Origin of the sequence: Bradyrhizobium sp. Leaf396 (genome assembly GCF_001424605.1) — a bacterium.
Taxonomy (GTDB): Bacteria; Pseudomonadota; Alphaproteobacteria; order Rhizobiales; family Xanthobacteraceae; genus Bradyrhizobium; species Bradyrhizobium japonicum_C.
Genome location: NZ_LMQJ01000012.1, coordinates 75,245 through 94,694, shown reverse-complemented (window position 1 = coordinate 94,694; position 19,450 = coordinate 75,245). Strand labels below are relative to the sequence as shown.

General features: G+C 65.1%; 13 protein-coding genes. 5 read left to right on the top strand and 8 right to left on the bottom strand.

The genetic code is table 11. The features are described from left to right. The first annotated feature begins 1 nt into the window (after position 1). From glgX to treY, 3 genes are read left to right on the top strand one after another with little or no spacing between them, the layout of a single operon-like run. Positions 2-2,080, top strand: a complete 2,079-nt coding sequence (gene glgX / locus ASG57_RS13515) for a glycogen debranching protein GlgX (RefSeq protein WP_024339401.1) — start codon at positions 2-4, stop codon at positions 2,078-2,080. After that, complete coding sequence (treZ, locus tag ASG57_RS13510; protein WP_057196510.1) at positions 2,077-3,831, top strand: malto-oligosyltrehalose trehalohydrolase; 1,755 nt, start codon at positions 2,077-2,079, stop codon at positions 3,829-3,831. The genes glgX and treZ overlap by 4 nt, the downstream gene beginning before the upstream one ends. A gap of 2 nt (positions 3,832-3,833) precedes the next feature. After that, a complete protein-coding gene (gene treY, locus ASG57_RS13505) occupies positions 3,834-6,620 on the top strand; it encodes a malto-oligosyltrehalose synthase (RefSeq protein ID WP_057196665.1) in 2,787 nt (928 codons plus the stop codon). A 2-nt stretch (positions 6,621-6,622) separates the two neighbouring features. Here the strand turns inward: treY and ASG57_RS13500 are convergent, their stop codons facing one another. Next, a complete protein-coding gene (locus tag ASG57_RS13500) occupies positions 6,623-6,940 on the bottom strand; it encodes a polyhydroxyalkanoic acid system family protein (RefSeq protein WP_024339398.1) in 318 nt (105 codons plus the stop codon). Positions 6,941-7,119: 179 nt separating this feature from the next. Between ASG57_RS13500 and ASG57_RS36655 the strand changes: the two genes are divergently transcribed. Further along, positions 7,120-7,284, top strand: a complete 165-nt coding sequence (locus ASG57_RS36655; protein ID WP_009798696.1) for a DUF3309 family protein — start codon at positions 7,120-7,122, stop codon at positions 7,282-7,284. A gap of 111 nt (positions 7,285-7,395) precedes the next feature. Here the strand turns inward: ASG57_RS36655 and ligD are convergent, their stop codons facing one another. Beyond that, entirely contained in the window at positions 7,396-10,071 is a 2,676-nt protein-coding gene (gene ligD / locus ASG57_RS13495; RefSeq protein WP_057196664.1) for a DNA ligase D, read from the bottom strand. Between the two features lie 117 nt (positions 10,072-10,188). On the opposite strand from ligD, the gene ku reads away from it, so the two are divergent. Continuing rightward, on the top strand, positions 10,189-11,073 hold the full coding sequence (ku, locus tag ASG57_RS13490) for a non-homologous end joining protein Ku (RefSeq protein WP_024339396.1): 885 nt from the start codon (positions 10,189-10,191) through the stop codon (positions 11,071-11,073). Positions 11,074-11,204: 131 nt separating this feature from the next. Here the strand turns inward: ku and ASG57_RS13485 are convergent, their stop codons facing one another. The 6 genes from ASG57_RS13485 to ASG57_RS13460 form a co-directional block, all read right to left on the bottom strand. Continuing rightward, on the bottom strand, positions 11,205-11,894 hold the full coding sequence (locus ASG57_RS13485; RefSeq protein WP_024339395.1) for a response regulator: 690 nt from the start codon (positions 11,892-11,894) through the stop codon (positions 11,205-11,207). Continuing rightward, positions 11,891-14,614, bottom strand: a complete 2,724-nt coding sequence (locus ASG57_RS13480; protein ID WP_057196663.1) for a DUF4118 domain-containing protein — start codon at positions 14,612-14,614, stop codon at positions 11,891-11,893. The genes ASG57_RS13485 and ASG57_RS13480 overlap by 4 nt, the downstream gene beginning before the upstream one ends. A 40-nt stretch (positions 14,615-14,654) precedes the next feature. Continuing rightward, positions 14,655-15,260, bottom strand: coding sequence for a K(+)-transporting ATPase subunit C (locus ASG57_RS13475; RefSeq protein WP_057196509.1), 606 nt, complete (start codon positions 15,258-15,260; stop codon positions 14,655-14,657). 146 nt (positions 15,261-15,406) lie between these two features. Further along, positions 15,407-17,521 carry a potassium-transporting ATPase subunit KdpB gene (gene kdpB, locus ASG57_RS13470; protein ID WP_057196662.1) on the bottom strand — a complete coding sequence of 705 codons (2,115 nt, stop codon included), beginning with the start codon at positions 17,519-17,521 and terminating at the stop codon, positions 15,407-15,409. 17 nt (positions 17,522-17,538) lie between these two features. Next, complete coding sequence (gene kdpA / locus ASG57_RS13465; RefSeq protein ID WP_057196508.1) at positions 17,539-19,242, bottom strand: potassium-transporting ATPase subunit KdpA; 1,704 nt, start codon at positions 19,240-19,242, stop codon at positions 17,539-17,541. A gap of 116 nt (positions 19,243-19,358) precedes the next feature. Continuing rightward, positions 19,359-19,448, bottom strand: a complete 90-nt coding sequence (locus ASG57_RS13460; RefSeq protein ID WP_035698142.1) for a K(+)-transporting ATPase subunit F — start codon at positions 19,446-19,448, stop codon at positions 19,359-19,361. Between the last annotated feature and the right edge of the window lie 2 nt (positions 19,449-19,450).

Sequence of the window (19,450 nt, the reverse complement as noted above, 5' to 3'; positions counted from 1 at the left end):
GATGCGCCTGACCGCTGGATCGCCCGCACGCCTCGGCGCAAGCTGGGACGGACGCGGCACCAATTTCGCGCTGTTCTCCGCGAACGCGCAGAAGGTCGAGCTCTGCCTGTTCGACTCACAAGGCCGCCGCGAACTCGAGCGCATCGAATTGCCGGAGAAGACCGAGGACGTCTGGCACGGCTATCTCAACGATGTCTCGCCCGGCCAGCTCTATGGCTATCGCGTGCACGGCCCCTACGAACCCGAGCACGGCCATCGTTTCAACGCCAACAAGCTGCTGCTCGACCCCTATGCCAAGCGCCTAGCCGGGCGCCTGGTCTGGAGCGATGCGCACTTCGCCTACCGCACCGGAAGCCCGCGCGAGGACCTGTCTTTCGACCGGCGCGACAATGCGCGCGGCATGCCGAAGGCCGTCGTCGTCGACGAGACCTTCAACTGGGGCCGGCGCGAGATCCGTCCCAACATTCCCTGGGAAGACACCGTCATCTACGAGGCCCACGTCAAGGGCCTGACGCAGAAGCGGGACGACGTGCCGCCAAACTTGCGCGGGACCTATGGCGGCCTGTCCTCGCCGGCGATGATCGAGCACCTGAAGAGGCTCGGCGTTACCACGGTCGAACTGCTGCCGGTCCACAGCTTCGTCGACGACCGCATCCTCGTGGAGAAGAAGCTCGCCAATTATTGGGGCTACAACACGCTGTCCTTCTTCGCGCCGGAACCGCGCTACGCCCAGGACAACGCGCTCGATTCCTTCCGCACCACGGTGGCGCGGCTGCACGATGCCGGCATCGAGGTGATGCTCGACGTGGTCTACAACCACACCGCTGAGGGCAATCACCTCGGCCCAACGCTGTGCTATCGCGGCATCGACAATGCCTCCTATTACTGGCTGAGCCGCGAGAACCCGCGCTACTACGACGACTTCACCGGCTGCGGCTCGTCGGTGAACCTCACTCATCCGCGCGTGCTGCAGATGGTAATGGATTCCTTGCGCTACTGGGTCGAAGTCTGCCATGTCGACGGCTTCCGTTTCGACCTCGCCACCACGCTCGCGCGTGGGCCGAACGGTTATGACCGCGGCAGCTCGTTCCTGACCGCGATCCGGCAGGACCCGGTCCTGGCGACCGTCAAGCTCGTCGCCGAGCCGTGGGACCTTGGCTTGGGCGGCTACCAGGTCGGCGCCTTCCCATCGCAATGGTCGGAATGGAACGACCGCTATCGCAGCGCCATGCGTCGCTACTGGAGCGGCGAAGGCAGCCTGATCGGCGATATCTCCAGCCGCATGACGGCGTCGTCAGATCTGTTCAACCACGACGGACGGCGGCCGCGCGCCAGTATCAACCACATCACGGTGCACGACGGCTTCACGCTCGCCGACCTCTTCAGCTACAACGAGAAGCACAACGAGGCCAATGGCGAGGACAATCGCGACGGCTCCAACGACAACCACAGCAACAATTGCGGTGTCGAGGGCCCGACCGACGATCCGAACATCATCAGCCTGCGCCGCCAGCTGCGCAAGAACGTGCTGGCCTGCCTGATGCTGGCGCAGGGCGTTCCGCTGATCCTCGCCGGCGACGAAGTCGGCAATTCGCAGTCCGGCAACAACAACGCCTATTGCCAGGACAACGAAGTCGGCTGGGTCGGCTGGGACAATCTCGGCAAGGATGGCGACGACATGGTCGATTTCGTCGCCCATCTCGCCGACATCCGCCGGCGGTTCTCGCAGCTGCGCAGCCATCGCTGGCTCGATGGCCGGCCCAAGGACGGCGTCTCCTACGGTGCGCTGTGGTTGACGCCCGCCGGGGACGAGATGACCGAGAGCGACTGGAATTTCCCGGAAGGGCGGTTCCTGTCCTATGTGATGGGTCCGATGGAACCGGGCAGTGCCGCGATCTTTATCGTTTTGAACGCCGCCCCGGAAGAGATCGCATTCAAACTGCCCAAAATGACCGAGTACAGGAGCTGGCAGCAGATTCTCAACACGACCGCTGCCAAGCTGAACACGATCGACTTCCTGCCCGGGAGCGACAGCAAGGCGCCGCCGCGCTCCGTGCTCGCCTTCGCGGGTGCACCATGAGGCCATCCTTCGGGGCGAGGCCGACGAAAGAAGGCGTGTCGTTCCGGCTGTGGGCGCCCGGAGCGCGCCGTGTCGACCTCCTGCTCGAGCGAAGGCATGCGATGCAGCGCCGGCAGGATGGCTGGTACGTCGCCGACATCGCCGGGCTCGCCGCCGGCAGTCGCTACCAGTTCAGGATCGACGACGAGATCGATGTGCCCGATCCCGCTTCGGCCTTCCAGCCGGAGGACGTGTTCGGCCCGAGCGAGGTGATAGATCACGATGTCTTCGCATGGCGGGCGCGGGAATGGCGCGGCCGTCCCTGGGAAGAGACGGTGCTGATCGAGACCCACGTCGGCACCTTCACCCAGGAAGGCACCTATCGCGCGATGATGGACAAGCTCGATCATCTCGCAGCGACAGGCATTACGGCGCTGGAATTGATGCCGCTGGCGGATTTCGCAGGACGCCGTGGCTGGGGCTATGACGGCGTGCTGTGGTATGCGCCCGACAGCGCCTATGGCCGGCCCGAAGACCTGAAGACGCTGATCGACGAAGCGCATTTGCGCGGGCTGATGGTGTTTCTCGACGTGGTCTACAATCATTTTGGACCTGAGGGGAATTACCTCGGCCGCTATGCGCCTGCCTTCTTCACCGAGGCGCACACGCCGTGGGGCAGCGCGATCGACTATCGCGTGCCGCAGGCGCGCGCCTTTGCCGTCGAGAACGCATTGTCCTGGCTCACCGACTACCGCTTCGACGGCCTGAGGTTGGATGCCGCCAATCACATCCTGGCAATCCCCGGCGAGCAGTCCATGCTGCAGGACCTCAGCGTCGCCGCCGGCGAGCTCGCCAAGGCGACCGGGCGCCACATCCATCTCGTGCTGGAGAACGGCGACAACCGCGCGAGCCTGCTCGATGCCGCGCAGGAGCCGCCGAACGGCAAGTACCGTGGACAGTGGAACGACGACTATCATCACGTCTGGCACGTCATGCTTACGGGCGAGCATGCCGGCTATTATGGCGACTACCAGACGCCACGCATGGACCTCGCGCGCGCACTCGCCTCCGGCTTCGTCTACCAGGGCGAGATTTCGGAATTCTGGGGCAAGAAGCCGCGCGGCGAGCCGAGCGGCACGCTGCCCCCGGCGACCTTCGTCAACTTCCTGCAGAACCACGACCAGATCGGCAACCGTCCGCTTGGCGAGCGGCTGGAGAGCCTGGCACCGCCACAACAGATCGAGGCCGCGCTCGCGGTAACGCTGCTCGCACCGATGGTGCCGATGCTGTTTCAGGGGGAGGAATGGGGCTCCAAGGTGCCCTTCCCGTTCTTCTGCGATTTCCAGGGCGGATTGGCGGATGCCGTGCGCAGGGGCCGCAGGCAGGAATATGCCTGGGCTTACGACAAGTACGGCGACGACGTGCCTGATCCGCTCGACCCGGCCACGCTGCAATCGGCCGTGCTCGACTGGACCGGCCACACGCCGGAGCAAAACGCGCGGCTCGCCCTGGTGCGGGAGCTGCTCGCACTGCGTCGCAAGGCGATCATGCCGCGGCTGAACGGCGCAAGCTTCGGCGGCGCAGAGGCGGCGGACAACGGCTTGCTCACGGCGCATTGGCTGATGGGCGACGGCGCGGCTCTGCGCTTGACTGCGAATCTCTCGAACAAGGACATCGCGCATTCCAGCGATAGTGCTGGTACGCCGCTCTGGGGCGGCGCGACCGGCGACCGGCTTCCGCCCTGGTCGGTGGTCTGGCAGCTCGGAGCTTGATGATGCCTTCCGCCGTTCCTCTCGCGACCTACCGGCTTCAGCTCACCGCGGATTTCGACTTTGACAAGGCTGCCGCGGTCGTGCCCTATCTCAAGGCGCTGGGGATCACGCATCTCTATGCCTCGCCGGTGATGAAGGCCCGCAAGGGATCGACCCACGGCTATGACACGGTCGATCATGGCCAGTTGAATCCCGAGCTCGGCGGCGATGCTGGCTTCGCGCGCCTGAGCGAGACGCTCAAGGCACATGATCTCGGGCTTATCATCGATTTCGTGCCCAACCATGTCGGCGTGCATTTTGCCGACAATCCCTGGTGGCTCGACGTGCTGGAATGGGGCCAGGCCTCGCCGCACGCCGTCTCCTTCGACATCGACTGGGATCAACTGGCCTACCGCGCACGAGGCGGCGTGCTGCTGCCCATCCTCGGCTCGTCCTATGGCGAAGCGCTGGAGCGCGGCGACATCGAGCTGCGCTACGCCCCGGAGGAAGGAAGCTTCTCCGCCTGGTATTTCGAGCATCGCCTGCCCATCGCTCCCGAGCGCTATGGCGAGGTGTTGCGGATGATCGTCAAGGAGGCGGACGCGGCGGAAACGCAGCCGGGCGAGCGCCTGCTCGCGCTCGCTGCGCGCTACACCGGATTGCGCCGGCCCAATCGCAAGGAAGCTCCCGCCTTCAAGGCCGAGCTCAAGGAGATCGCGGGCGCCGCCGATATCATCGCGCGAGGCCTTGCCGCCTACGGGGCCGGCAAGGACCGCACGGCCCAGACGCTCGCGCTGCATCACCTGCTCGAGCGCCAGCACTACAAGCTCGGGCACTGGCGGCTTGCCTCAAGCGACATCAATTATCGCCGCTTCTTCGATGTCAACGGACTCGCAGGCCTACGCGTCGAGGATCCCGGTACGTTCGCTGCCACCCACCGGCTGGTGAAGCAGCTCGTTGCAGAGGGCAAGCTGCACGGCATCCGGCTCGACCACATCGACGGCCTGCGTGATCCCGCGCAATATTGCCAGCGGCTGCGCCGGCTCGTGCGCGATGCTCAAGGCAACACAAAGCCCTTCTATACCGTGATCGAGAAAATCCTGTGCGAGCACGAGCGCCTGCCACAGTTCGCCGGGGTCCAGGGCACCACCGGCTATGAGTGGATGAACGTCGTCACCCACGTGCTGATCGATCCGAAAGGACTGGAAGCGCTGGACGAGACCTGGCGGCAGATCAGCAACCGGCCGCCGCAGCTTGCACCTTACGTCAAGGAGGCGAAGCGGCGGGTGCTGGAGACGCTGCTTGCCAGCGAGTTCACCGTGCTGACGGGCCTGCTCGCACGCATTGCCAACGGACATTATTCGACACGGGACTTTTCAGCCGACAGCCTGCGTCAGGCGCTCGAGCTCTATGTGCTGCATTTCCCGGTCTATCGCACCTACCTGACACACAGCGGCCCGACTGCCCCCGACCGCAAGCTGATCGAAGACACCATCGAGCGCGCCCGCCGAGAGTGGTTTGCCGCCGACGAAGGCATCTTCGATTTCCTGCGCGATGCCCTCACCATGGACCTGCTGAAGCCCGGCCGTCCCCCGCACAGTGCCCCGCGCGTGCGCCGCTTCGCACTGAAGGTGCAGCAATTCACCGGGCCGATGATGGCGAAGTCGCTGGAGGACACCGCGTTCTATCAGTTTCACCGGCTGCTCGCGCTGAACGAGGTCGGCGGCGATCCTGCGAGCACAGGCCTCACCATTCCCGCCTTCCACCAGGCCATGCAAGCCCGCGCCAAGGAATGGCCGCTAGGCATGACGGCGACCGCCACCCACGACACCAAGCGCGGCGAGGATGCCCGCACGCGCATCGCGGCGCTCAGCGAGATTCCGGGCGAATGGACCAGCGCGGTGGCGCGCTGGAAGGTGCTGAACGCGGCGCATCTCACAACGTACGGCAATTTCCGCGCGCCCTCGGCGACGTTCGAATACATGCTCTATCAAACCCTGCTCGGCGCCTTGCCGCTCGGGGAGGAAGTCGATGCCGCCTTCGTCGAGCGCATCCAGGCCTATGCGCTGAAGGCCGCGCGCGAGGGCAAGGAGGAGACGAGCTGGCTCAACCCGCATGAAGCTTATGAGAACGGCATCCGCGACTTCATCGGCAAGATCCTCGATCCTGCCCAGTCCGCAGAATTCCTCGAAGCATTGCAGAGGCTGGCCCGCCGGGTCGCACTGCTTGGCACGCTGAACTCGCTTAGCCAGCTCACGCTCAAGGCGACTCTGCCGGGCGTGCCCGACTTCTATCAGGGTACCGAATTCTGGGACCTGTCGCTGGTCGATCCCGACAACCGCCGCCCGGTCGACTTCGCCGCCCGCCATGCGGCACTGAAATCATTGGAAGCTCCGGACTGGAACGCGCTAAGCAAGAGCTCGCCGGACGGCCGGCTGAAGCTGGCCTGGACGCGCCATCTTCTCGCGCTGCGCAACCGCCTTCCCGATATCTTCGTCGGGGGAAGCTATCGGCCGCTCGAAGTGCGCGGCGCGCACGCCAACCACGTCATTGCCTTCGCCCGCGGCCATGGACGTGCGGCAGCCATCGTCGTGGTCGGGCGTCATTTTGCGCCGTTCACGCAAGGAGGCCGGGAGTGGCCTTCACTCGAAGGTCTCGATGCGACTCTCGATATCAGCGGCTATGCCGCGCCAGGTCTCGCAGGCAACGAGCTGCCGCTCGCCCCAGCCCTTCGCGATCTTCCCGTGGCCGTGATCGAGGCGCGCAGCACGAGTGCAGCGAAGCCGACACGGCAGCGCGCGCACCCCTGAGGTTACTTGCCCCCGTCCTTGGTGAGCAGCAACTGGCCGCGCTTCTTGATCGTGGCCTGCGCCATCTCGGCGAAGCGCTGCAACAGCCAGGGCAGCACCACCTCGACCCGGACCTGATCGTCGCCGACGTCGACCTGCCCGCTCGCGATCTGGCCCAGCGCACGGATGCGGAAATTCATGCTGTCGCCGCTCCAGCGCTCCTCCTCGACCTGCATCACAGGAATGCTCGCAGCGGCGCGGCCGAGCCCGGTCTTGAGCCGGCGCGCAGCCTCCTCGCGGCCGAGACGATGCGGAATGGAGACGATAAGTGGTGCTGACATGACCCCGCCTCTCGTAGCTGCCTTCACATAGTCATGTCGGGTTGACCAGCAAAGGTTCCATGCAAGTTGATGATCCGGCCGTGTTTCAACGGCGGAACTATACAATCTGCGGCAAGTTGCCCCCGCATAACGGGACAGGTTGCAACGACCCTTTTTACCAAGGGCTGGAGGAGATTTGCATGTCTATCGGCACGATCATTCTGATCATTCTGATCATCGCCCTGCTCGGCGGCTTCAGCGGCATCGGCGGCGGGCCGTTCTACGGCACCGGTTATTACGGCGGCGGCGGCCTCGGGCTCGTCATCGTCATCCTCCTGATCCTGATCCTGATGGGACGGATCTAGTCAGAGACGGCAATCCGGGCGCGCGCAAGCGCGAACCCGGCTTTTCGTCTCACAAGCTCCGGATTCCGGGCCTGCGCTCCGCGCAGCCCGGAATGACTTTTTTGGAAGCTCCTATTTCACCTTGCCGGCCAGCTTCTTGATCGCCGCCTTGATCGACGTCGCCGCGTCGTCATAACCTTCCCATGCCTTCGATCGCGCCAGCAGACCAGGCACTGTGCGCAGCGTATAGCGCTTAGGGTCGAGATCGCTCTTCACTTGCGCCCAGGTGACCGGCATCGAGACCGTCGCCCCCGCGCGCGCACGCGGCGACAGCGGGGCCACCGCCGTCGACATGCGATCGTTGCGCAGGTAATCCAGGAAGATCTTTCCCTTGCGCAGCTTCTTCGACATGTTGAGCAGATAGCGTTCCGGATCGTCGTCGGCCATCCACTGGCAGACGCCTTGTGCAAACGCCTTGGCCTCTTTCCAACTCACCTTGTCGCGTGCGCCGTAACGCAGAGGCACCACGACGTGGAGGCCCTTGCCGCCTGTGGTCTTGCAGAAGCTGTCCATGCCGATATCGCTTAATCGCTGCCGCATCTCCTTGGCGGCCTCGACGACGTCGGCGAACTCGACGTCCGGTGCCGGATCGAGATCGAACACCAGCCGGCCGGGCGTATCGTAGGCGTAAGGTGCGCAATTCCAAGGATGCAGCTCGACCCCGCCGATCTGCGCCACGGCGGCAAGCCCTTCGATTCGGTCGATCTGCAAGTATGGTTTGCGATCGCCGGAGACTCGCGCGAGTTCGAGAAGGTTCGACGTGCCCTGCATGGCGTGGCGTTGGAAGAAGCATTCGCCCTTGATGCCATCAGGCGCTCGGATCAGCGAGCACGGCCGGCCCTTGAGGTGCACGATCATCCATTCGCCGACGGCTTCGAGATAGCGGGCAAGATCCAGCTTGGTGACGGGAGTGCCGTCACCATCATCTGGCCAGAGCGGCTTGTCCGGCTTCGAGATGATGACGCCCATGACCTCGGCATTCGGGGCGGCCTGCTTCGGCTGCCGGCCTGTTCTCGCGCGCGCCGGCTTCTTGGCCCGGGGCTCGGCCAACTCGGTATCGACAGGCGTCTCGGCCTCGACCTCCTCGGCCGGCTTGTCCTGCCGCAGTCCCTTGAACGCGGCCTGGCGAATATTGCCGTCGGCGGTGAAGCCGGCGAATTCGATCTCCGCGACCAGCTCCGGCTTCAGCCAGTGCACCTCGCGCGTCTTCTTCGGCGCATTCTTGCCGCCGAACGGGCTTTCCTTGGCTTCCATCGCCTTCAGGGCAGGCATGATGCGCTTGACCTTGTCCGCACCGAAGCCGGTGCCGACCATGCCGACGAAGGCGAGATGATCGCCGCGCTGAACGCCCGCCATCAGCGAGCGGAATTTGCCGTTGGTGGTCTTGTAGCCGCCGATCACCACCTCGTGGCCGGCGCGACATTTCGACTTGACCCAGCTCTCGGTGCGGCCCGAGCGATACGGCGCGTTCAGCTTCTTGGACACCACGCCTTCGAGCTCGAGCTTGCAGGCCGATCGCAGCACGGCATCGCCTCCGCTCTCGAAATGCTCGACATAGCGGATCTGGCCCAATTTCCGCTTGCGTGACTCAAGCAGCTCCTTGAGCCGCACCTTGCGTTCGCCGAGCGGAAGACGACGGTAATCCTCGCCCTCGGCGAACAGGAGGTCGAACGCAAAGAAGATCAGCTCGTCGGTCTTGCCATCGGACAGCGCAGCCTGAAGCGAGGAGAAGTTCGGCGCGCCGTTATGATCAAGCGCGACGATCTCGCCGTCGATCATCAGGTCCGGCAGCGTGGATGCTTCCTTGGCAATGGAGCCGAACTTGGCGGTCCAGTCGAGGCCCTTGCGTGTCTTCAGGGTCGCCTCGCCGTCCTCGACCCGAAGCTGCACCCGGTATCCGTCGAACTTGATCTCATGGCACCAGCCCTCGTCGGCCGGCGGCCGCTCGACCAGCGTGCAGAGCTGCGGCGCAACGAAGTCCGGCATCGCAGAGACCTTTTTGGCCTTGGTCGCGGTCGTGGCGCTCGTCTTGGCCGTCTTGCCGCGTTTCAACGCGGTGCGCGGCGCCGGCTTCACCGTGCGCCCTTTCGTCTCCTCGGCACGGTTGGACTGCCAGACCGCGTCGGCCTTGCCCTTAGTGCCCTTCGCCAGCATGAACGGCTTCGGCGCGCGGCCCCTCCCCTCCGCAATCTGCTCCATGGCGCGGCCGGAGGCGACCGACTTGTCCTGTTCGAGAATGTCGTTGTCGGCGCCTTCGCGGGCGTATCCGTCGCGATGCTTGATCAGGAGCCAGTTGGTGCGCTTCTCGCCGCCCCGGTTGCGCATGCGCACCAGCACCCAGCTTCCATGCAGCTTCTCGCCGTGCAAGGTGAACTTCAGATCGCCCTTCTTGAAGCCGGCTTCGGGATCGTCCGCTTCCCAGGTGCCGCGATCCCACAGCATCACCGTGCCGCCGCCATATTGCCCTTCCGGAATCGTGCCTTCGAAATCGCCATAATCGAGCGGATGATCCTCGACCTCGACTGCAAGGCGCTTGTCGTGCGGATCGAGCGATGGCCCCTTCGTCACGGCCCAGGACTTGAAGACCCCGTCGAACTCGAGCCTGAGATCGTAGTGCAGCCGGGTCGCATCGTGCTTCTGGATCACGAAGCGCCGCTGCTTCGAGGGCGCCACCGCGGTCTTGCCCGACGGCTCGGGCGTCTTCTCGAAATCACGTTTCTGCCGGTAAGTGGAGAGTTTCTGCAGCACGACCTGTCCCGCTTCTCTTTCGGGGTTCAAGCCTATCACGGCCAGACTCCCGCCCGGAACCAAAACCCTGTGGGACGGTTGGGGTTCCAAAACGCCTTGAAAACGCTGGAGAATGGAATGGCCCCGCGCGCCTATTGGAAGGGAACGTTGAAGCTGTCGCTGGTCAGCTGCCCCGTCGTGCTCTATCCCGCGACCACGGCGGCGGAGAAGACGCGGTTTCACCTGATCAACCGCGAGACGGGCAACCGGCTCAAGCAGCAGATGATCGATTCCGAGACCGGCGACATCGTCGAGAGCGACCAGAAGGGCCGCGGCTACGAGCTCCGCAAGGGCAAGTATGTCGAGATCGAGCCGGAAGAACTCGAGGCGGTCCAGATCGAGAGCAATCACACCATCGACATCGAGAGCTTTGTGCCGAGCGAGGAGGTCGATCAGCGCTTCCTCAACCATCCCTACTACATCGCTCCCGACGGCAAGGCCGCGGTCGATGCCTTCGCCGTCATCCGCGACGCCATGAAAGACCAGGATCGCGTGGCGCTTGCGAAGATCGTGTTGACCAACCGCGAGCACGTCATGGCGATCGAGCCGCGCGGCAAGGGCCTGCTCGGCACCACGCTGCGCTTCCCTTACGAGCTGCGCGACGAGGACCAGTTCTTCGATGACATCAAGAGCCCGAAGATAACCAAGGACATGGTCGAACTGGCCGGTCACATCCTGCAATCCAAGGCGGCGCATTTCGACCCCAGCAAATTCAAGGACGAGTACGAGAATGCGCTGAAGGCACTGGTGAAGCGCAAGGCCAGCGGCAAGACGATCGAGCTGCCGGAGCCCGAGGAGCGACCGAGCAATGTCATCAACCTGATGGACGCGCTGAAGCAGAGCCTGAAAGGACGCGGCGGAGGGAAGAAGGCGGCGAAGTCGCATGCACGCCGGGCGACCGGGCGCCGGAAAACTGCGAAGAAGGCGCACCGGTCTACGGCGCGGCATCGCAAGGCGGGTTAGACCAGCAGGCTCGCCGTCATTCCGGGGCGATGCGAAGCGTCGAGCCCGGAATCCATGCCGAGCGCGACGGGCGGAGAAATGGATTCCGGGCTCGCGCTGACGCGCGCCACGCCGCGGAATGACAGCGGGACTCAATCCCCCGCCTTCAGCCGGTACCCGATCCCCGTCTCGGTCAGCACGTATTGCGGCCTCTCCGGATCGGCCTCGATCTTCTGGCGCAGCTGGCGGACATAGACGCGCAAGTACTGCGCGTCCGTCAGCTCGTCCCAGAGCTCCCTGAGCAGGAAGCGGTGGGTGAGCACCTTGCCGGCATGCTGCACCAGCACGCGCAACAGGTCGTATTCCTTCGGCGAGAGCTTCACGTCGCGATCCCCGACCTTGACGATACGGCGGACGAGATCGACCGACAGATCGCCGGCGCGAAACACCGGGCGCTCGCCCTTGACCTGAAGTTGATGGCGCAGCGCAGCGCGCAGGCGCGCCAGCAGCTCCTCCATGCCGAACGGCTTGGTGAGATAGTCGTCTGCGCCGAGATCGAGCGCCTGGACCTTCCCGGCTTCGTCGCCGCGGCTCGACAGCACCACGATCGGTACGCCTTCGTTGCGGGTGCGGATGGTGCGAAGCAGCTCATGTCCCTGAACGTCGGGCAGGCCGAGATCGAGGATGATCAGTGCCGGCTCTTCGGCCAGCTTCTCCAGCGCGGCCTTGCCGTTCGACGCCTCGAGGATCTCGTATCCTTGCGTCGTCAGCCCCATCCGCAGCAATTTGCGGATCGGCGGCTCGTCGTCGATGACCAGGACCTTGATCGGAGCAGCGCTCATGCGGCGGTATCCAATGCGTGGCTTTCTGCTGGAACGGGCAGGCGAATGGTGAGGACCGCGCCGCTCCTCCCGCTGCGATTGGCCGCGGAGATCGTCCCGCCCATCGCCTCGACGAAGCCGCGGGAGATGGCGAGTCCGAGCCCGGTGCCGGGGCGGACGTGATCGCCCTTCTGCACGCGGTAGAACTTGTCGAACACGTTCTCGAGTTCGTCAGGCGGAATGCCGGCTCCCTCGTCGGCGATCTCGAGCACGACATGGGCGCGGTCGCGCCGGCCGCGGATCGAAATCGTGGTCTCGGGCGGCGAATATTTGGCGGCATTGTCGAGCAGATTGAACAGCACCTGCTCGAACAGCACGGCATCGAGCTGGAGCATCGGCAGATCGGCGGCCAGCGCCAGCTCGACCTTGTGGCGGTTGAGAATCTTGCTGGCGCGCCGCAGCGCACTGCCGACGATCTCGCTGAGATCGTGCAGCGCCGCGTTGGGCACGATTGCGCCGGATTCGAGCTTGGTCATGTCCAGCAGATTGGCGATGAAACGGTTGAGCCGCTCGGATTCGTCGATCACGGTGGCGAGCAGGTCGCGCTTCTCGGTGTCGGAGAGCGCGCCGGCGAGATCGCGCATGGTGGAGGCCGCGCCCAGCACCGAGGCGAGCGGCGTCTTCAGGTCGTGCGAGATCGAGGTCAACAGTGCCGACCGCAGCCGCTCGGATTCCACGGTGCGCTTGACGCGATCCATGTCCTCGACCAGCAGCACGCGCTCGATCGCGAGAGCGCCCTGATCGACCAGCGCATCGAGCAGCCGGCGCTGGTCCGGCGTCAGCAGCGGGCCGCTGCGGTCGTCGTCGATGCCGGTCACCCCGATCGGGCCGCGCCCGGTGCGCATCGGCAGGAACAGCCGTCTTGCGCCCGGCAGCGTGTCCGAGCCCCGACCGGCGGGGCGATCGTTGCTCCAGGCCCAGTTGGCCGCGGCGAGATCGGCCTGATCGAGCTCGTCTTCGGGCGGATAGCCTGATTTCACCGTGAGCAGGCCTTCGTCCGGCAGCAGCAGGACCACGCGGACCTTCAGCATCAACGCGATCTGGTAGGCGGTTGCCCACAGCACGTCGTCGAGCGTGGCCGTGCCGGCGAGCTTGCGGCTGAAGGCATGGAGCTGCTCGGTCATCCGGATCCGGCCGATCGCGGTATCGGCCTGGATGCGCACGCGCGCGGCGACGTTGGAGACGATTATCGCCACGCCCAGGAACAGCAGGAAGGCGGCGACATTGGTCGGGTCGGTGATCGTGAAGGTGTAGAGCGGCGGCAGGAAAAAGAAATTGTAGGACAGCGAGGCGGCGACCGTCGCAAGCAGCGAAGGCCACAGCCCGTAGCGGACCGCAACCGTGACCACAGCCGTCAGCAGCACGAGGTCGACGTTCTCGATGCCGAAGCGCGGCTGGAGCAGTTTCGCTGCGCCGAGACCGATCAGCACGATGCCGAGCGCCTTCAGGTAAGGCAGCGGATCGAAGGGCTCCGATCGTGCAGCGGTCTGCACCTCCGTCTTGGGCGGCGCTTCGCCCGGCAGTTCGTCGCCCGCGATGACATGGACCGTGATGTTGCCGGCACGGCGCACCAAATCGTGCACCACGGAGCCGCGAGTCATCTCGAACCAGCGCGAGCGGCTCGACTTGCCGATCACGATCTGGGTGACGTTGTTGCCTTGCGCGAAACTGACGACGTCGTCGGCGATGCGGCGCCCGACCGCGGGAATCGTCAGCGCTTCGCCACCGAGCGATTCCGCGAGGCGCAGCGTATCGGCCAGCCGGTCGCGCTCCTCGTCGGACAATTGCAGGGATCGCCGCGTCTCGATCGACACCGCGGTGAACGGCGCATGCAGCCGGTCCGCCAGCCGCTTCGTGTAGCGCACGAGGCCGGCCGCGCGTGCATCCTCGCTGACGCAGACGAGGATGCGCTCGCCCGCGGCCCAGGGCCCGGCAATTGCATTCGCCTGCATGTGGTTGAGAAGCTGCTCATCGACCCGTTCGGCGGTGCGCCGCAGTGCGAGCTCGCGGAGCGCGGTGAGATTGCCCGGCGAGAAATAATGCTCCAGCGCCCGCTCGGCCTGCTTGGGCACATAGACCTTGCCCTCCCTCAACCGCTGGATCAGGTCGTCGGGAGTCAGGTCGATCAGCTCGATCGCATCGGCGCGGTCGAACACGGAGTCGGGTACCGTCTCGCGGACCCGGACGTGGGTGATCTGGGCAACGACGTCGTTCAGGCTCTCGATGTGCTGGATGTTGACGGCGGTGTAGACGTCGATGCCGTGCGACAGCAGTTCCTCGACATCGAGATAGCGCTTGGGATGGCGGCAAAGGGGCGCGTTGGTGTGGGCGAGCTCGTCGACCAGGGCGATCTGCGGCCGCCGCGCGATCACGGCGTCGAGGTCCATCTCCTCGACGATCTGGCCGCGGTAATCCAGCCGCTTGCGCGGCACCGCTTCCAGGCCGCGCACCAGCGCCTCGGTCTCGGCGCGGCCGTGGGTCTCGACAAATCCGATCACCACGTCGACGCCGGCCCTTCGCTTGGCATGGGCGCTCTGCAGCATCTCGTAAGTCTTGCCGACGCCAGGGGCGGCGCCGACGAAGATCTTCAGCTTGCCGCTCGCGCCCTCCTCCCGGCGCGCGGCTTCCAGCAGCGCCTCGGGCGACGGACGTTGTTCGGGATCGCGGCGCTCTCGGACCATCATGCGAATATATTCATGCGCGCGCCGCGAGCCTAGACGGCTACTTCGGGGCCATGCGATCGAGCGCGAGGTTCAGCGCCAGAACGTTGACCCTGGGTTCACCGAGAAGGCCGAGCAGACGGCCTTGGGTATTGGCGGCAACGAGCTGCTTGACCTGATCCTCAGGCAGATTCCGCGCCTTCGCCACGCGCGGCACCTGGAATTGCGCCGCCTCCGGCGAGATGTCCGGGTCGAGGCCGCTGGCCGAGGTCGTCACCAGGTCGACCGGCACGGCCGCGTTCGGATTCTCGCCCCTGAGCTTGTCCACATCCTGCTTCAGCCGGTCGGCCAGCGCCTTGCTGGTCGGGCCGAGGTTCGAGCCGCCCGAACTGCCGGCGTTGTAGGGCGCCGGCACCGTCTTTGCCGAGTCATTGGGGTCCGGCGCCAGCGTCGCCGAGGGGCGGCCATGGAAGTATTTTCCGTCCCTGAACTCCTGCCCGATCAGGGCGGAGCCGATCACCTTGCCGTCCTTCTCGATCAGGCTGCCCTGCGCCTGTACGGGAAACAACGTGCCGGCGATGGCGGTCATCGCGAGCGGATAGGCAAGGCCCGTGATGGCGGTGAGCGCCAGCAACAGGGCGATGGCGGGGCGGATTTCTCTGAACATGTTGGGTCTCCAATTCTCGTACCCCGGTCATTCCGGGATGGTCCGAAGGACCAGACCCGGAATCTCGAGATTCCGGGTTCGATGCTACGCATCGCCCCGGAATGACGACCGAGAGATGCGGTTTCGCTTCGTTCGAGACAACGGACTCAAGCCAAGTGCAAGGCGGTCACGACAACGTCGATCGCCTTGATGCCGATGAAGGGAATGACGATGCCGCCAAGCCCATAGATCAAGAGGTTACGGCGGAGCAGCGCACCGGCTCCGACCGCACGATAGGCAACGCCTTTCAGGGCGAGCGGGATCAGCGCGACGATAACGAGCGCATTGAAGATGATCGCCGACAGGATGGCACTCCGCGGGCTCGACAGGTTCATGACGTTGAGCACGTTCAGCTGCGGGTAGAACGCCAGGAACATCGCCGGGATGATCGCAAAATACTTCGCGACGTCGTTGGCGATCGAGAACGTCGTCAGCGCACCCCGGGTCATCAGGAGCTGCTTGCCGATCTCGACCACCTCGATCAGCTTGGTCGGGTTGGAGTCGAGGTCGACCATGTTGCCGGCCTCGCGGGCGGCTTGCGTGCCGGTATTCATGGCGACACCGACGTCGGCCTGGGCGAGCGCCGGCGCGTCATTGGTACCGTCGCCGCACATGGCGACCAGCTTGCCCTTGGCCTGCTCGTCGCGGATCAGCCTGAGCTTGTCCTCGGGAGTCGCCTGCGCCAGAAAATCGTCGACGCCGGCTTCCGCGGCGATGGCGGCAGCCGTCATCGGATTGTCGCCGGTGATCATGATGGTGCGGATGCCCATGCGGCGCAGCTCCGCGAAACGCTCGCGAATACCTCCCTTGACGATGTCCTTGAGCTGGACGATCCCGAGCAGCCTGCCGTCCCTGGCGACCGCCAGCGGCGTGCCGCCGGACTTCGACACGTCATCGGCAATGGCCTGGATCTCGCGGCCGAGCTCGGAGAGCGCGGCAGGCTGCACCACCCGCGCCGTGTTGCCCGACGCGACCGCGGTCGGGGCGCCGCCGCCGACATAGTTGAGGATGGCATCGATGGCGCCCTTGCGCACTGATGAGCCGGCAGCGTCGACGCCGCTCATGCGGGTCTGCGCCGTGAACGGCACGAAGTTCGCGCCCAGCTCGGTCATGTCGCGGCCGCGGATGCCGTATTTCTCCTTGGCCAGTACGACGATGGAGCGGCCTTCCGGCGTCTCGTCGGCGAGCGAAGCGAGCTGGGCGGCGTCCGCCAGCTCCTGCTCGGTGACGCCACGGACGGGACGGAACGCTGTGGCCTGCCGGTTGCCGAGCGTGATGGTGCCGGTCTTGTCGAGCAGCAGCGTGTCGACATCGCCGGCGGCTTCGACCGCGCGGCCGGACATCGCCAGCACGTTGAAGCGCACCAGGCGGTCCATGCCGGCGATGCCGATCGCGGACAACAGCGCGCCGATGGTGGTCGGTATCAGCGTCACGAACAGCGCCACCAGCACGATGACCGAGATCGAGCCGCCCGCATAGGCGGCATAGCTCGGGATCGTCACCGTCGCGAACACGAAGACGATGGTGAGGCCGGCCAGCAGGATGTTGAGCGCGATCTCGTTCGGCGTCTTCTGGCGTTCTGCCCCCTCGACCAGTTTGATCATGCGGTCGATGAAGGTCGAGCCCTGCGCGGCGGTAATGCGCACTCGGATCCAGTCGGACAGCACCTGGGTGCCGCCTGTCACCGCCGAACGGTCGCCGCCGGACTCGCGGATCACGGGCGCGGACTCACCGGTAATGGCGGCCTCGTTGACGGAGGCGACACCCTCGATCACTTCGCCGTCGGAAGGGATTGTATCGCCGGCCTCGACCAGCACCACGTCGCCGACCTTCAGACTGGTGCCTGAAACCAGCTCGTAGTCTCGGCCTGCACCGCTCAGGAGCTTGGCCTGGCTCTCGGTGCGGGTCTTGCGCAGCGTCTCGGCCTGCGCCTTGCCGCGGCCTTCCGCCACCGCTTCGGCGAAATTGGCGAACAGCACCGTGAACCAGAGCCACAGGATGATCTGGAAGGTGAAGCCGAGGCCCGCGCCGCCCGTAGCGACATCGCGCAGGAAGATCACCGTGGTGAGCGCGGCCACGACCTCGACCACGAACATGACCGGGTTCTTCACCATCCAGCGCGGATCGAGCTTGGTGAAGGACGCCTTGACCGCGGGCATCACGATCCCGGGATCGAGCATTGCCGACATCGGCGCGCGCTTTTGCAATTTTGCCATATTCATGGAGGTCACTCCAGACATCAGAAGACGTTGCCCGCGGTCATCGCAAGATGCTCGACGATGGGACCGAGCGCGAGCGCCGGGAAGAAGGTCAGGCCGCCCATGATCAGGATGAGGCCGGTCACGAGGCCGATGAACAGGCCGCCGGTGGTCGGGAACGTGCCCATCGAGGGCGGGATCGACTTCTTGGCCGCGAGCGAACCTGCGATCGCCATGGCCGGAACGATCATGAAGAAGCGGCCGACGAACATCGCGCTGGCGAGCGTGAGATTGTAGAAGAAGGTGTTGCCGGTGAGGCCCGCGAAGGCCGAGCCGTTGTTGCCCGTCCCCGAGCTGAAGGCGTACAGCACTTCGGTGAAGCCGTGCGGTCCGGCGTTCGCCATGGAGGCGACTGCCGCCGGATAGACCACGCCGATGGCGGTCCAACCGAGAATCATCAAGGGCAGGACGAGAATGGCGAGCATCGCCATCTTGACCTCGCGCGCCTCGATTTTCTTGCCGACATATTCCGGGGTGCGTCCGACCATCAGGCCCGCGACGAAGATGGCGAGGATGACGAACAGCAGCATGCCGTACATGCCGGCGCCGACGCCGCCGACGATGATCTCTCCGAGCTGCATGTTGATCAGCGGGATCATGCCCCCGAGCGCCGTGAAGCTGTCATGCATGGCGTTGACGGCACCGCAGGACGCGGCCGTGGTGATCACCGCGAACAGCGAGGACGCGACGATGCCGAAGCGAACCTCCTTGCCTTCCATGTTTCCACCGGTCAGGCCCAGGGCATGCAGGGTCGAGGTGCCGTTGGCCTCCGCCCAATAGCAGGCGGCGACGCCGGCAACGAACAGCACGCCCATCACCGCCAGGATCGCCCAGCCCTGGCGCTGGTTGCCGACCATCCGGCCGAATACGTTGGTCAGCGCGGCGCCGAGCACGAAGATCGACAGCATCTGCACGAAGTTGGACAGCGCGGTCGGGTTTTCGAAGGGGTGCGACGCGTTCGCGTTGAAGAATCCGCCGCCGTTGGTGCCGAACATCTTGATGGCGACCTGCGAGGCGACCGGGCCGACCGCGATGGTCTGCTTGGCGCCTTCGAGGGTGGTAGCCTCGACGTAAGGCCCAAGCGTCTGCGGCATGCCCTGCCAGACCAGGAAGAGCGTGAGCACGACGCAGATGGGCAGCAGAACATAGAGCGTGCAGCGGGTCACATCGACCCAGAAATTGCCCACGGTGCGCATCGACGCACGCGAGAAGCCGCGGATCAGCGCAATCGCCAGAACAGTCCCGGTTGCCGCCGACAGGAAGTTCTGATGTGTCAGGCCGAGCATCTGGGTCAGATAGGAAAGCGTGCTCTCGCCGCCGTAGTTCTGCCAGTTGGTGTTGGTGATGAAGGAGACCGCGGTGTTGAACGAGAGATCTTCGGCGACCGCGGACTGCCCGGCCGGATTGAAGGGCAACATGGCCTGGAGCCGCATCAGGCCGTAGATGATGAGGAAGCCGCCGACATGGAACAACAGCATGGCGACCGTGTAGGTCAGCCAGTGCTGCTCCCGCTTCTCGTCGACCCCGGCGATCCAATAGATGCCCACCTCGATCGGGCGCAGGGCGGGCGACAGGAACGTGTGCTCGCCGTTGAACACTCGCGTCATGTACCAGCCGAGCGGCTTGGTCAGCGCGACGACAATCGCACAGTAAAGAATGATCTGGAGCCAACCGATGACAGTCATGGCATTAACCCTTCAGGCTTCGGGTCCGGCGGCGCAAGAGCGGCAGGAGCAGCGCAAGCAGGCCCGCGACGAGCGCGGCGTCGGCCAGCAGCAATTCGACGATCAGCAGCACGGCCTCAGAACCGCTCGGGCCGCAGCAACGCGTAGGTGAGATAGATCAGGAGGCCGAACGAAACGGCGCCGGCGAGCGCATAATCGAAGATCATGG